Below are 14898 nucleotides of genomic sequence, written 5' to 3'. Positions count from 1 at the left end.
CAATGACGGTGTGGTTACAGGTGAGGCTTACTCCAACCCCGCCCGCTTCGCCGGCTTCGCGGCGGTCTTCGGCACTGTCACGTCCGGCAGCGGCTCGCGCACGATCTCGTTTGACGCTGGCGCATCTGCCGACACCGTCTCGGCGCGCACCGGCGCCACCTTCATCTCGCCGAGCCGCGCTCGAACCTGCGCGGTGAGGCCGGGATAGGAGGCAACCGGGGTGAAGTCCGCAGCCTGGTCGTTGCCGACGCGGACGCCGGTATAGGCGACGAGGCCGTCGCTGGTGGCGATCACGTCGCCGGCCTTCAGGGAGGAATCCAGCGCAAGGTCGACCGGGGCAAGACCGACGGGTTCACGGCCGTTGCAGGTGCAGTCGGCGCGCAGCGCCTTGCGGTAGGCGAACGCGTTCTCGCTGTCGGCATAGCGCTCGCCGGTCTGTGAATAGGCACCGTCGATCGACGAGCCGAAATAGACCTTGGTCGCGCTGGCAGGACAGAACGCCTGACACATCTGCGCGGGTGAGACGAGACCGCGCATCAGCGGAAAGTATTTCCCGTCGCAACTGCGTACGCAGAAGGCCGGTCCCGAGCCACCGGCCGCGGCCGAGCGGGTCGGCGGCACATATTGCGGCGTGGCGCCATTCTGCTGGCTGCTGAAGGGATCGACGTGGGAGTTCGCCGGCGGCACCTCGCGCTGCGGCCGCTGCTGCATTCCGCCGAAGAGGAAATCGAACAGGCCTTCGGCTGCAACCGAGGTCGGCGCCGCCAGCAGCGGCGCTGCCAGCATGGCGGCCACAAGCGAAGCGCGACGCCGCCGGCGCGCATGGGACATGACTGTACGCAATGCTTACTCCACCCGACGCTACTGAATCGGCTGGGACCGAGCGATCTCAGCACACGATTCACCATAAAGCGGGATGGTAAATGAGCAGTTGAGCGTAGGCGGTTTCAAGACGAGGCGGTGGCCTCTTTAAGGCCGGGCGCAGCTTTGGACGGGTGGTTGCTACCGGGACACATTGAGGCACAACGGCGGAGAAATTTCCGCCACTTCACCCCTTCAAGAATTCCGACGCCTTGTACAGCGAGCGGAACGGCAGGCCAGCCGCACCGAACGTGTCGGTGGCGCCTTCCTCGCGATCGACCATGGTCAGCACCAGCACGACATTGGCCCCGGCCTCGCGCACCGATTCCACCGCCTTCATCGCCGAGCCGCCCGTGGTGGTGACGTCCTCGACGATCACGACGCGCTTGCCCGCCAGCGTCTCGCCCTTGGGCAGGCCCTCGATCGCGAGCTTCGCGCCGTGCTCCTTCGGCTTCTTGCGCACGAAGAAGGCCGCGATCGGATGCCCCTTGATCCAGGAGATCTGCGCCAGCGCGCCGGCGAGCGGCACCGCGCCCATCTCGAGCCCGCCGATAAAATCGAGCTGGTCGTCCTTGAGCGCCTCGTAAGTCAGCTCGGCGAGCAGCGTTGCGCCCTCGGGGTCGAGCATGGTCGGCTTGAGGTTGAAGTAGAAATCGCTCTTGCGGCCCGACGCGAGCGTCACCTCGCCGCGGCCGAATGAGCGCCGGCGGATGATCTCGAACAGGCGGGCGCGGGAGGCGGATTTCGACACGGCGGTCCCTCAAACAGCGTTTTTGGTGGGGGCGGAATTTATCCGCGACCGACGCGACATTCCAGAGGGGGCGTCTCCCGTCAACAGGGATCGGCCATCCCGGCCCAAAGGTTGTGAGGGCGCAACCTTCTGGAGTAGGTGAGGGGGCAAGCCTTCGGGCACGCCTCTTGGGGAAGGACACGGAATGACCATCGAGCTCTATACCTGGAACACGCCGAACGGCCGCAAGATCTCGGTCGCGCTGGAGGAGATGGGGCTGCCCTATAAGGTGATCCCGGTGAACATCACCAAGGGCGAGCAGATGGCGCCCGAGTTCCTCAAGCTCTCGCCCAACAACAAGATCCCCGCGATCGTCGACCCCGAGGGGCCTGAGGGCAAGCCCGTCAGCATCTTCGAATCCGGCGCGATCCTGCTCTATCTCGGCGAAAAGACCGGCAAATTCCTGCCGAAATCGCTTATCCAACGCATTCCGGTCTACGAATGGCTGATGTGGCAGATGGGCGGCTTCGGCCCGATGCCCGGCCAGGTACACCATTTCATCGCACTCGAGAACGAGCAGGACCGGGCCTACGGCCTGAAGCGCTTCATGGCCGAGACGCGCCGGCTCTATGGTGTGCTCGACCGCCGCCTCGAGGGGCACGACTTCGTCGCCGGCGAGCTCTCGGTTGCCGATTTTGCCATCCTGGGCTGGGCTTGGCGCCATCCTCGCCACAAGGTTGATCTGGCCGACTTCCCCAACGTCAAGCGCTGGTACGAGGCCCTGATGGCGCGCCCGGCCGTGAAGCGGGGGATGGAGGCGAAGCTGGATTGAGCTTCTTCACACCCTCTTCGCTTCTACCGCCATCCGCACCGCGAGCCCGGCCAGCACGGTGCCCATCAGCCAGCGTTGCACCAGCATCCAGCTCGGCCGGTTCACCAGGAACAGCGCGATCGATCCGGCGGCGAGCGCGATCATCGCGTTGACGCTGACGCTGATCGCGATCTGGATCGCGCCCAGCACCACAGACTGCGTCAGCACGCTGCCCGCCGCGGGATCGATGAATTGCGGCAGCAGCGCCAGATACAGCATCGCGATCTTCGGGTTGAGCAGGTTGGTGATGAAGCCCATCACGAACAATTTGCGCGGGCTGTCGACCGCGAGCTTCCTCACCTGGAACGGCGAGCGTCCGCCCGGCTTCACCGCCTGCCAGGCGAGCCACAGCAAATAGCCGGCACCGGCAAAGCGCAGCGCGTCATAGGCGAAAGGAATGGCGAGCAACAGCGCCGTGATACCGAACGCCGCGCACAGCATGTAGAACACGAAGCCGAGCGCCACGCCGCCGAGCGAGACGATGCCGGCCGCGCCGCCTTGCGTGATCGAGCGCGAGATCAGGTAGATCATGTTCGGTCCCGGCGTGAGCACGAGGCCGAGGCTGACGAGGGCGAAGCCGAGCAAGGCGGAGGTGTGGGGCATGGTTGAACCGGTGCGGGAGATGCAAAGGTTCTAATACGCGCGGGATCGCGCGGCCATCGCGCAATTGATCGGAGGACAATCGAGGTCTTGCGCCGGTGTGCTCCCTCGCCCCGGTTCTTACGGGGCCGGGACGAGCTTCGCTCGCCCTGAGAGGGTTGGGGTGAGGGGCTTTCTCCACACGGGCGGTCGTCGATAGACCTGCACCCCCTCACCCGGATCGGAAGGGCGATCCGACCTCTCCCCGCAAGCGGGGAGAGGTAAGGAAGTGCGCTAATGCGCCTCGTCCCAATTGTTCGCGGCGCGGGCGTCGACATGCAGCGGCACCGAGAGCAGCACGGCCGGGAACGGCGCATCCTGCATCACCTTCTGCACGACGGGGAGCGTTGCCTCGACCTCGTCGTCCGGCACCTCGAAGATCAATTCGTCGTGCACCTGGAGCAGCATTTGCGCCGAGAGCTTCTTCTCGGTGAGCGCATCCTCCACGCGCGTCATGGCGCGGCGGATGATGTCGGCGGCGGTGCCCTGAAGCCGCGCGTTGATCGCGGCGCGCTCGTTGAAGGCGCGCACCGAGGCATTCGAAGCCTTGATGTCGGGGTAGTGGCACTTGCGGCCGAACAGCGTGGTGACGTAGCCGTGGTTGCGGCAGAAATCGCGCGTCTCGTCCATATAGGCGCGGATGCCGGGGAACCGCTCGAAATACTTCTTGATGTAGGCGGAGGCTTCCTCGCGCGCGATGCCGAGCTGGTTGGCGAGGCCGAAGGCGGAGATGCCGTAGATGATGCCGAAATTGATCGCTTTCGCGCGGCGGCGGATCTCGCTCGGCATGCCCTTGATCGGCACACCGAACATTTCCGACGCGGTCATGGCGTGAATGTCGAGCCCATCGCGGAACGCCTGCTTCAGCACCGGAATATCGGCGATCTCGGCCAGCAGCCGCAGCTCGATCTGTGAATAATCGGCCGAGACCAGCTTGTGCCCGGGCGTGGCGATGAAGGCGCGGCGGATCTTGCGGCCGTCCTCGGTACGCACCGGAATGTTCTGCAGGTTCGGCTCGTTCGACGACAAGCGCCCCGTCGTGGTCGCAGCCAGCGCGTAGGTGGTGTGCACGCGGTGGGTCTGCGGGTTGACGTAGGTCGGCAGCGCGTCGGTGTAGGTCGATTTCAGCTTGGAGACCTGGCGCCACTCCAGAATCTTCTTCGGGAAGTCGTGGCCCTGCTCGGCGAGCTCGTCGAGCACCTGTGCGGTGGTCGACCACGCGCCGGTCTTGGTCTTGGTGCCGCCAGGCAATCCCATCTTACCGAACAGGATGTCGCCGATCTGCTTGGGGCTGCCGACATTGACCGGCTCGCCCGCGATCTCCTGGATCTCGGCCTCGACGCGCGCTGCGGTCTGGGCGAAGTCGCCGGACAGACGCGACAGCACCTGGCGATCGATCGAGATGCCGCGCCGCTCCATACGCGCAAGCACGGAGACCAGCGGCCGCTCCAGCGTCTCGTAGACCGCACTCATGTGCTCGGAAACCAGGCGCGGCTTCAGCACGCGCCACACCCGCAACGCGATGTCGACGCCTTCGGCTGACAGCGGTGCGGCCTTGTCGATCGGCACCTGGTCGAAGGTGATCTTGCCCTTGCCGCTGCCGAGCAGCTCGCTGTCCTTCAGCATGGCATGGCCGAACCAGCGCTCCGACAACGATTCGAGCGCATGCGAGCCGCGGCCGGCATCGAGCACGTAGGAGATCAGCAGCGCATCGTCGATGTTGCGCAGGGTGATGCCGTGCTGCGCCAGCATCACGGCCGTGAACTTGACGTCGAAGCCGATCTTGAGGATGCCCGTCGATTCCAGCACCGGCCGCAGCGCTTGCAGCGCGTCGTCATGCTTGACCTGGTCCGGCGCGAGGCCGGCATCGAACAGGCCGGCGCCGCCGCCGGATTGCTTGTGCGCCAGCGGCACGTAGCAGGCCTCGTTCGGCGCCAGCGCCAGCGCGATGCCGCAGAGATCGGCCTGCATCGGATCGATCGAGCTCGCTCTCGTCTCGATCGCGACATGGCCGGCGTCATGGATGCGCGCAATGAAGGCGTCGAGCTCCTTCAGCGTCTTGATGGTCTGGTATTTGCCGCGATCGACAGGAAGCTTGCGCAGCGCCTCTTCGCGCGCGACGGCGAGCGAGATCGGCGCACCCTTCGGGCTCGCAGCCTTGTCCTCCTTGCCTGCCGATTTGTTGGGCTGGTTCGGCCGGGCTGGCGCCGGAGTTCCCGTGCCTGGTGTGGGCACGACGTCCGAAGGCGGCAGCGTCGTGAACACGCTGGCGCCGCTGGCGTAGCCGGGATCGGCATCGACATTGGCAGGATCGATCTGCGCATATTCGGCGACGCGCCGCGTCAGCGTCGTGAATTCCATCGCCTTGAGGAAGGCGATCAGCTTGCGCGCGTCGGGCTCGTGGACGGCGAGGTCGTCCAGCGGCACCTCCAACTCGACCTTGTCGTCGAGCAGCACGAGTTGCCGCGAGATGCGCGCCTTCTCCGCATTCTCGAGCAGCGCCTCGCGCCGCTTGGGCTGCTTGATCTCGCCGGCGCGGAACAGCAATTGGTCGAGATCGCCATATTCGGTGATCAGCTGCGCCGCGGTCTTGATGCCGATGCCGGGTACGCCCGGCACGTTGTCGGTGGAATCGCCCGCGAGCGCCTGCACCTCGACCACCTTGTTCGGCGGCACGCCGAACTTCTCGATCACCTCTGATATGCCGATGCGGCGGTCCTTCATGGTGTCGTACATCGTGACGCAATCGGTGACGAGCTGCATCAGGTCCTTATCTGACGACACGATGGTGGCGCTGGCGCCGCGCTCGCAGGCTTGGCGCACATAGGTCGCGATGAGATCGTCGGCCTCGAAGCCGATCTGTTCCAGGCAGGGCAGGTCGAAGGCGCGCACGGCTTCGCGGATCAGCGCGAATTGCGGAATGAGATCGTCGGGGGCCGGCGGCCGGTGCGCCTTGTAGTCCGGATAGATCTTGTTGCGGAAGGTGATCTCCGACTTATCGAAGATGATGGCCAGATGCGTCGGCCGATTGTCCTCGGGCATCTCGCGGAGCAGCTTCCACAGCATGTTGCAGAAGCCGAGCACGGCGTTGACCTGGAGCCCGTCGGATTTGCGGTTCAGCGGCGGCAGCGCGTGATAGGCGCGGAAGATGTAGGAGGAACCATCGACCAGGAAGACGTGGTCGCCCTTTCCGGCCGCCTTTGCCGCGACCGGTTTGGCAGCAGCTGTCGCAGCTTTGGCAACAGGCTTGGTGTCAGTGGCCGCCTTGGGCGCGGCTGTGGTGTCGGCTTTGGCGCTGGTCTTCGGAGATGTCTTCGGCGAGGTTTTGGGCATGGGCCGCAATGTATGAATTTTTGCGGGCTTTGACAGCCTTGGGCAGCGGATTTTTGGCGCGATTCCCACACCATCGTCGTCCCGGACAAGCGCGCCCTAAGCGCGCGCAGATCCGGGACCCATAGCCACAGGATGTAGTTTTGCGAAGACTCGGGGTTGCCATCTCCCGCCATAACCGCTTCCTGGGGTTATGGATCCCCGCCCCGTGCGCAATTGCACACTATGGGGATGGCCTCGGGGAGGGAGCGCTACTCGGCCGCCTGCAATCGCACGCCAGGCTTCTTCGGCGCGATCCAGAATGCCTCCGGCCGCTCGAACAGGAAGCGCGCATTAAGTCGCAACGCGGCCTGCCAGATCACAAGCGATCCAAGCACGCCGGCGATAGTGACGAGCAGCGACACCGTGCCGATATCAGGAATGATGCCCGTGCGCAGCAGCAGCGTTCGCGTCGCCGCCATCGGCAGGAAGAAGGCGAGATAGATCACGATCGAATGCTCGCCGCAGAAGCGGAGGAAGTTGAGCCAGTGCGCCCGCGCGAGCAGCGTGCCCGCCGCGATGATGGCGCAGGCGCCGGCGAAGCCGAGCGCGAGCGAGACGATCGCCCACTCGCTGGCGCCCGCTGCGACGAGGCCGGCATTGATCAGCGCCCAGGCAGCGAGCGCTGCAAGCGCCAGCGCCGGATGCTTCCGCGCCCGGTCCGACAGGGCGAACACGTAGGGCGCGAACAAATAGCCCGAATAGAAATAGACGAAGCGTGCGCAGAACTCGTCGATGGCGGTCCAGCCGGTCGTGATGTGCGCGGTCTCCAGCGCGGCGGCGACGAGCCAGACCGCGAGCGATGGGACCTTGCGTGTCAGTTTCGTGACGACGAAGAAGACCGGCAACAGATAGATGAACCACAGCGTGCCGAACGGCTCGATGAAGGATTCGAGATACAGCAGGCCGACGTGCTGCCAGCTGGTCTCGGCCGCAAAGGCCGGGGCCTTGAAGCCGAATTGGATTGTCACCCAGACGACATAAAAATAGGCGAAATGCACCACCTTGCGGTCGAGATAGGTTCGCCAGTCCCGATCGATCACCAGAGACAGGAACAAGCCCGAAATCAGAAAGAAATCCGGCATCCGGAACGGCTTTGCGAAGGCTACGAGCACGTGCATGAACCCGGTCTGCCCGGCGGCAAGCTCCACCCCCAGCACCGAATGCATCATCACCACCATGACGATGCAGATACCCTTGGCGTAGTCGACCCAGTCGATACGCGCGCCCGAAGCGGCCGTGGAGGGGCTGGCCGCCGCGATTGTGCCTGATCGTGCCATGGTGTCCCTTTTCGAGGCGCGTTCCGCCCGTGCCTGTGCGGGCCTGGGGCAGTTTGGAGCCCAGTAGTTTCCGACTTCTTTACCGGTTCAAATCGCGGGCCGGTTTTTGCATGCGGACTGTTCCATGGCCTCGGGAAAATGCTAAACCGCCCCGGATTGGGCTGAGTTGGACGTCCGTTAACCAAGCTGGAACAGGATTTTTCATGCGAATTGCGATGATCGGCACGGGCTATGTGGGATTGGTGTCCGGCGCCTGCTTTGCGGATTTCGGCCACGACGTTACCTGCGTCGACAAGGACGAGAGGAAGATCGCGGCACTCCATCGCGGCGAGATCCCGATCTACGAGCCTGGCCTCGACGAGCTGGTCGCGAACAACGTGAAAGCCAAGCGGCTCGACTTCACCACCGACCTGAAGCAGCCGGTCGCCGATGCCGATGCCGTGTTCATCGCGGTCGGCACGCCCTCGCGCCGCGGCGACGGACACGCCGACCTGTCTTACGTCTACGCCGCCGCGAAAGAGATCGCGCGGTCGCTGCAGGGCTTCACCGTGGTGGTGACGAAATCGACCGTGCCGGTCGGCACCGGCGACGAGGTCGAGCGCATCATCCGCGAAGCCAATCCGTCGGCCGATGTGGTGGTCGCCTCGAACCCTGAGTTCCTGCGCGAGGGCGCGGCGATCCGCGATTTCAAATTCCCGGACCGCATCGTGGTCGGCACCTCCGAGGAGCGCGGCCGCAAGGTGATGGGCGACATCTACCGTCCGCTGTCGCTGAACCAGGCGCCGCTGATGTTCACCGCGCGCCGCACCGCCGAGATGATCAAATACGCCGCCAACGCGTTCCTCGCGACCAAGATCACCTTCATCAACGAGATCGCCGATCTGTCCGAGAAGGCCGGCGCCAACGTTCAGGAGGTCGCGCGCGGCATCGGGCTCGACAACCGCATCGGCACGAAATTCCTGCATGCCGGTCCCGGCTTCGGCGGCTCGTGCTTCCCGAAGGACACGAAGGCTCTGATCAAGATCGCGCAGGACTACGACGTCTCCTTGCGCATCGTCGAATCGGTGCTGGCGGTCAACGAGAACCGCAAGCGCGCGATGGCGCGCAAGGTGAGCCAGGCGCTCGGCGGCAATCTGCGCGGCAAGACCGTTGCGGTGCTGGGCCTCACCTTCAAGCCCGACACCGACGACATGCGCGATGCGCCGTCGATCCCGCTGGTAACGGGCCTGATCGACATGGGCGCGAAGGTGAAGGCGTTCGATCCCGTCGGCATGGAGCAGGCCAAGGGCGAATTGCCCGATATCACCTATTGCGAGGACGCCTATGCCTGCGCGCAAGGCGCCGACGCTCTCGTCATCGTCACCGAATGGGTCCAGTTCCGCGCGCTCGATCTCGACCGGTTGAAGGCGACCATGGCGCAGCCGGTCGTCGTCGACCTCCGCAACATCTACCGCCCCGAAGACATGGAAGCCGCCGGCTTTGTGTACGAGAGCGTCGGTCGTCCGCCAGTGCAGGGCTGATCGTTCCCAGCTCCACATAAATTCGTCATGGCCGGGCTTGTCCCGGCCATCCACGTCTGTTTTCTGGTCGAGGACGTGGATGCCCCGGACAAGCCCGGGCATGACGAGTGGATGGATCTTGCCCCGCAGCTTCGACACGCCCCTCCCGATCGATGCCGTGCTCGACGATTTGTCGCGTACGCTGGAGGCTAGCAACGCCGCAGTGCTGGTGGCCCCTCCCGGCGCCGGCAAGACCACGCGCGTGCCGCTGGCCTTGCTCGATGCGCCGTGGGCCAAGGACAAGAAGATCATCGTGCTGGAGCCGCGCCGCATCGCCGCGCGCGCCAGTGCCGACCGCATGGCCAAATCGCTCGGCGAGCGCGCCGGCGAAACCGTGGGCTATCGTGTCCGCTTCGGCTCGAAGATCTCGCGCGCGACGCGCATCGAGGTGGTGACCGAGGGCATCTTCACCCGCCAGATCCTCGACGATCCCGAACTAACAGGCGTTGCCGCGATCCTGTTCGACGAATTCCATGAACGCTCGCTCGACGCCGACATGGGCCTCGCGCTGGCGCGTGATGCGCAAACCGGCTTGCGCGAGGATTTGCGCATCCTGGTGATGTCGGCGACGCTCGACGGTGCGCGGGTGGCAAGGCTGCTCGGCGATGCCCCCGTCGTCGAGAGCGAGGGCCGTGCGTTTCCGGTCGAGACACGCTATCTCGGCCGCAAGGCGGATGCACCGATCGAGCGGCAGATGGCGGATGCGATCGCATCTGCGCTGCGCGCCGATAGCGGCTCGGTGCTGGCCTTCCTGCCAGGCGCCGCCGAGATCCGCCGCACGCAGAATTTCCTCTCCGAGCGCGTGCAGGACGCCTCCGTCGAGATCGTGCCGCTGTTCGGCGCGCTCGATGCCGCCGTGCAGGATCGCGCCATCGCGCCGGCACCCAAGGGCACGCGCAAGGTGGTGCTGGCAACCTCGATCGCGGAGACCTCGCTCACCATCGAGGGCGTGCGTATCGTCGTCGATAGCGGTCTTGCCCGCGTGCCGCGCTATGAGCCCGATATCGGCCTGACCCGGCTCGAGACCGTGCGCGCCTCGCGCGCGGCGGTGGACCAGCGCCGCGGCCGTGCCGGCCGCACCGAGCCCGGCGTCTGCTACCGGCTCTGGGACGAGCCGCAGACCGCATCGCTCGCGCCGTACACCCAGCCGGAAATCCTCAGCGCCGACCTGTCCTCGCTGGTGCTCGATCTCGCGCAATGGGGCGTCAGCGATCCCGCGGCTCTATCGTTCCTCGATCCGCCGCCGCAGCCGGCCTGGAAGGAAGCCAAGAGCCTGCTGAGCGAGCTAAACGCGCTCGACGGCGACGGCCGCATCACCGCCGAAGGCAAGAGCTTGCGTGCGCTGGCGCTGCCGCCTCGGCTGGCGCGCATGATCGTGGATTCGCATCGCGCCGGCGAGGGCCAGGCCGCCGCCGAGATCGCGGCCATCATCACCGAGCGCGGCCTTGGCGGCGACAGCGTCGATCTCGAGCACCGCCGCGACCAGTTCCGCCGCGACCGCTCACCACGCGCGGCAAGCGCGCGCGATCTCGCGCACCGCTGGGCTTCGCAGGTCGCGGCGTCGGAGAAGGTGGCGCAGCAGGAGGATCTCTCGACCGGCCTGATGCTCGCCTATGCGTTCCCGGACCGCGTCGCGCGCAATCGCGGCAATGGCAGCTTCGTGCTGGCCAACGGCCGCGGCGCCTCTGTCGAGCAGACCTCCTCGCTCGCCCGTGCGCCCTACATCGCGATCGGTGAGATGACGGGGACGGCGGCGAGCGGTCGCATCTTGCTCGCCGCGCAAATCACCGAGGACGAGATCGAGCGGCATTTCGCCGAGCATATCGAGACCGCCGACGAGATCTCGTTCGATCGCGGCGCGATGGCGCTGCGGGCGCGGCGCAAGCGCGTGCTGCACGCGATCACGCTGTCCGAGGCGACGCTTTCAGTATCGCCCTCGGAGGACACCGCGCGCATCTTCGCAGATGGCCTGATCGCCGCGGGCCTCGACCGGCTGCCCTGGTCGAAAGCCGCCAAGCAATGGCGTGATCGCGTGATGTTCCTGCGCAAGGCCGAGGGCGACAGCTGGCCCGATTTGTCCGACGACGGTCTGATCGCGCGGCGCGACGACTGGCTGGTGCCGGCGCTCTCCGACAAGATCGCGCTCAAGGACATCTCCGCGGGCGATCTCTCCGACGCCCTGATGGCGCTCTTGCCCTGGGAGATGCGCACGCGGCTCGACCGCGAGGCGCCGACGCATTTCGAGGCGCCGACCGGCACTATGCTCGCGATCGACTACGAGGCCGAGCAGGGGCCGACCATCGCGGTCCGGCTACAGGAATTGTTCGGCCTCAACACCCATCCCTCGATCGCCGCCGGCAAGGTGCCGCTGGTGCTGGAATTGCTGTCGCCGGCCCAGCGTCCGGTGCAGGTGACGCGCGATCTGCCCGGCTTCTGGCGCGGCAGCTACGCCGCCGTCCGCTCCGACCTGCGCGGCCGCTACCCGCGTCACCCCTGGCCCGACGATCCCGCGAGCGCCGTGCCGACAAGGCGGGCGAAGCCGCGCGGGACGTGAGAACTCGCAACCGGCATTAACCCTCCGCTCATCCTTTTCGTCAAAATGACAGGAGCCCCGGCGTGCCTGCGCTCGCCGCCGGCCTCGTCGCGTGATGAAATCGAGCTTTCGGCTCGGAAGTGGTGTGATGCGTAACATTATGATCATCGCGGCCGTTATGATCGGCCTCGGCACCTTCATGGCGCAGATGGCGGACAAGATGAGCTCGGCTTCCGCCACGTCAGTGCCGCGCACGACGGTCGCAGTCGCGGCCACAGCGCCGGCCCGCGGCCGCAGCCTGGCCATTGGACGTGACGGCCGCGGTCATTTCCAGACCGAGGGCCGGATCGACGGCCAGCGCATCGGCTTCATGATCGATACCGGCGCCTCCGTCGTGGCGCTGAACGAGACCTCGGCCGCCCGCTTTGGTCTCCGTCCCTCGCGTGGCGAGTACAACGCCACCGTTTCCACCGCCAACGGCACCATCAAGGCCGCGCGCACCCGAATCGCCATGCTCGACGTCGGCGGCCTCATCGTGCGCGATGTCGATGCCATGGTGCTGCCGGACGAGGCGCTGTCGGAAAACCTGCTCGGCCTCTCCTTCCTGTCCCGCCTGAAGCGTTTTGAGTACGCCAACGGGCAGATGGTGTTGGAGCAGTAGAGGCGAGCCGCGCGACCGCGCGGTCGTCAATTTCAAGAAGATATTCTTGCTCCGGCCGCCCTTCCGGTAACGTTTCTTCGTTACCAAACTGCCGCAATTATCGGCCATAAGCCTTCATTCCCGCCTTTCGCTGCGGTTTGGCATTCGCTAAGCCTGCAGCAACTCCCGCCCCCCCCTTTCACGAGACCGACTCAATGTTCCCGAAGCCGAAATCCGTATTGTTGCCCAACACCTACGCCTTCGAATCCGAGCCGATGGTGAAGCCGACAGGCTTTCGCGAATACGACGCGCGCTGGTTGTTCCAGAAGGAAATCAACCTGATGGGTGTGCAGGCGCTCGGCATGGGGCTCGGCGCGCTGATTGCCGAGCTCGGCGTCAAACAGGAGATCATCACCGGCCACGATTTCCGCGGCTACTCGGCCTCGATCAAATACGCGCTGATCTCCGGCCTGATGGCGGCGGGCTGCAAGGTGCACGATATCGGTCTTGCGGTGACGCCGATGGCCTATTTCGCGCAGTTCGATCTCGACGTGCCCGCCGTTGCGATGGTTACGGCCTCCCACAACGACAATGGCTGGACCGGCGTGAAGATGGGCGCCAACCGCCCGCTGACCTTCGGCCCTGACGAGATGACGCGGCTGAAGGAGATCGTCCTGAACGCGGAATTCAAGAACAAGGCCGGGGGCTCCTACCAGTTCCACGAGAACTATCCGGCGCGCTACATCGCCGACCTCACCTCTCGTCCGAAGCTCAAGCGCAAGCTCAAGGTGGTCGCGGCCTGCGGCAACGGCACCGCCGGCGCGTTCGCGCCGCAGGTGCTGGAAGCGATCGGCTGCGAGGTGATCCCGCTCGACACCGAGCTCGACCACACCTTCCCGAAATACAATCCGAATCCGGAAGACATGGAGATGCTCCACGCGATCCGCGACGCAGTGCTGCAGCACAAGGCCGATGTCGGCCTCGGTTTCGACGGTGACGGCGACCGCTGCGGCGTGGTCGACAACACCGGTGAGGAGATCTTTGCCGACAAGGTCGGCGTGATGCTGGCGCGCGACATGTCGGCGATCCACAAGGACGCGCAGTTCATCGTCGACGTGAAGTCCACCGGCCTGTTCATCACCGATCCGGTGCTGCAGAAGCAGGGCGCGAAGACCGCCTATTGGAAGACCGGTCATTCCTACATGAAGCGCCGCACCAACGAGACCGGCGCGCTCGCGGGCTTCGAGAAGTCCGGCCACTTCTTCTTCAACAAGCCCTATGGCCGCGGCTATGACGACGGCCTGGTCTCGGCGCTCGCGATCTGCGACATGCTCGACCGCGCGCCCGGCAAGTCGATGGCCGATTTGAAGAACGCGCTGCCGAAGACCTGGTCGTCGCCGACCATGTCGCCGCATTGCGCCGACGAGACCAAATACGGCGTGATTGACAAGGTGGTGAAGCACTTCGAAGACCTTCAGGCCAAAGGTGCGAAGATCGGGGACCAGGCGATTCGCGACCTCGTCACCGTCAACGGCGTCCGCGTCACGGTGGAAGACGGCAGCTGGGGCCTGGTGCGCGCCTCCTCCAACAAGCCCGAGCTCGTCGTCGTGGTCGAGAGCCCGGTCTCGGAGCAGCGCATGCACGACATGTTCGAGATGGTGAACAGCGTGCTGCGCACGCATCCCGAAGTCGGCGAGTACAATCAGAAGATTTGAGGAGCACCTGAGAGAGGCGATCCGTCCCTCTCGCTCCGCTGTCATGCCCCGGCTTGACCGGGGCATCCAGTACCCCGCGGCTTCTCGATTCTATCACCGGCGTCTCTGGAATACTGGATCGCCCGATTAAATCGGGCGATGACACTTTCCGTGTGGCGTAAATTAAGCCGCCACCACCGCCGGGATCGGTAGCGCCGTTACCGACTTGATCTTCTCCATCGCGAAGCGCGAGGTGACGTTCTTCAGCGGCACGGCGCTGATCAGCTTCTTGTAGAACACGTCATAGGCCTGCATGTCCGCGACCACGACGCGCAGCATGTAATCGACGTCGCCGGCCATGCGATAGAACTCCATCACCTCCGGCATGGCGCTGACGGCCTCGGCGAATCGCTTCAGCCAAGCATCCGAATGGTCGGAGCTCTCGACCGACACGAACACGGAGATGCCGAGCCCGATCTTGTTCTGGTCGACGAGGGCGACGCGCTTGATGATCACGCCGTCGGCCTCCAGGCGCTGGATGCGCTTCCAGCAGGGGGTCGAGGACAGGCCGACTCGGTCGCCGATCTCGGCGACGGAGAGGGAGGCGTCTTCCTGGAGCACCATCAGGATCTTGCGGTCGATGGCGTCGAGGCGGCGGCTGGTCTCGGGAATCTGGACAGCGACATCAGTCATTTGAAGAACTTTGTTTCATTTCAGGGGCA

The 14898-nt window shown here is 65.3% G+C and carries 11 protein-coding genes; 5 read left to right on the top strand and 6 right to left on the bottom strand.

Annotated elements, in window-relative coordinates; genetic code table 11:
• Positions 1-27: 27 nt before the first annotated feature.
• On the bottom strand, positions 28-831 hold the full coding sequence (locus I6F37_RS16955; RefSeq protein WP_036014132.1) for a DUF2865 domain-containing protein: 804 nt from the start codon (positions 829-831) through the stop codon (positions 28-30).
• Positions 832-1048: 217 nt separating this feature from the next.
• Positions 1049-1612, bottom strand: a complete 564-nt coding sequence (gene pyrE / locus I6F37_RS16950; RefSeq protein WP_036014130.1) for an orotate phosphoribosyltransferase — start codon at positions 1610-1612, stop codon at positions 1049-1051.
• 184 nt (positions 1613-1796) lie between these two features.
• On the opposite strand from pyrE, the gene I6F37_RS16945 reads away from it, so the two are divergent.
• Positions 1797-2423 (top strand): glutathione S-transferase family protein, encoded by a 627-nt coding sequence (locus I6F37_RS16945; RefSeq protein ID WP_036014128.1) that lies wholly within the window; start codon positions 1797-1799, stop codon positions 2421-2423.
• 6 nt (positions 2424-2429) lie between these two features.
• On the opposite strand, the gene I6F37_RS16940 is transcribed toward I6F37_RS16945, so the two are convergent.
• From I6F37_RS16940 to I6F37_RS16930, 3 genes are all read right to left on the bottom strand, one after another.
• Positions 2430-3065, bottom strand: coding sequence for a LysE family translocator (locus I6F37_RS16940; RefSeq protein WP_036014126.1), 636 nt, complete (start codon positions 3063-3065; stop codon positions 2430-2432).
• 270 nt (positions 3066-3335) lie between these two features.
• On the bottom strand, positions 3336-6434 hold the full coding sequence (polA, locus tag I6F37_RS16935; protein ID WP_036014123.1) for a DNA polymerase I: 3099 nt from the start codon (positions 6432-6434) through the stop codon (positions 3336-3338).
• A gap of 248 nt (positions 6435-6682) precedes the next feature.
• Complete coding sequence (locus I6F37_RS16930; RefSeq protein ID WP_036014121.1) at positions 6683-7750, bottom strand: acyltransferase family protein; 1068 nt, start codon at positions 7748-7750, stop codon at positions 6683-6685.
• Between the two features lie 203 nt (positions 7751-7953).
• Here I6F37_RS16930 and I6F37_RS16925 point away from each other — a divergent pair, with 203 nt between their 5' ends.
• The 4 genes from I6F37_RS16925 (at position 7954) to I6F37_RS16910 (ending at position 14197) form a co-directional block, all read left to right on the top strand.
• On the top strand, positions 7954-9270 hold the full coding sequence (locus I6F37_RS16925; RefSeq protein WP_036014119.1) for a UDP-glucose/GDP-mannose dehydrogenase family protein: 1317 nt from the start codon (positions 7954-7956) through the stop codon (positions 9268-9270).
• Between the two features lie 118 nt (positions 9271-9388).
• Positions 9389-11863, top strand: a complete 2475-nt coding sequence (gene hrpB, locus I6F37_RS16920; protein WP_225147242.1) for an ATP-dependent helicase HrpB — start codon at positions 9389-9391, stop codon at positions 11861-11863.
• Positions 11864-11990: 127 nt separating this feature from the next.
• A complete protein-coding gene (locus tag I6F37_RS16915; RefSeq protein ID WP_225152061.1) occupies positions 11991-12503 on the top strand; it encodes a TIGR02281 family clan AA aspartic protease in 513 nt (170 codons plus the stop codon).
• A 194-nt stretch (positions 12504-12697) separates the two neighbouring features.
• The gene (locus I6F37_RS16910; RefSeq protein ID WP_225152059.1) at positions 12698-14197 is read left to right on the top strand and encodes a phosphomannomutase/phosphoglucomutase; all 1500 of its coding nucleotides are present in this window, start codon (positions 12698-12700) and stop codon (positions 14195-14197) included.
• Positions 14198-14359: 162 nt separating this feature from the next.
• Here the strand turns inward: I6F37_RS16910 and I6F37_RS16905 are convergent, their stop codons facing one another.
• Positions 14360-14869: an Lrp/AsnC family transcriptional regulator gene (locus I6F37_RS16905; protein WP_025032510.1), complete on the bottom strand. Its 510-nt coding sequence runs from the start codon at positions 14867-14869 to the stop codon at positions 14360-14362.
• Positions 14870-14898 lie beyond the last annotated feature (29 nt).

Origin of the sequence: Bradyrhizobium sp. NBAIM08 (assembly GCF_020193935.1) — a bacterium.
Taxonomy (GTDB): Bacteria; Pseudomonadota; Alphaproteobacteria; order Rhizobiales; family Xanthobacteraceae; genus Bradyrhizobium; species Bradyrhizobium yuanmingense.
The sequence above is the reverse complement of the archived record's forward strand: the minus strand, read 5'-3'. Positions and strand labels throughout refer to the sequence as shown.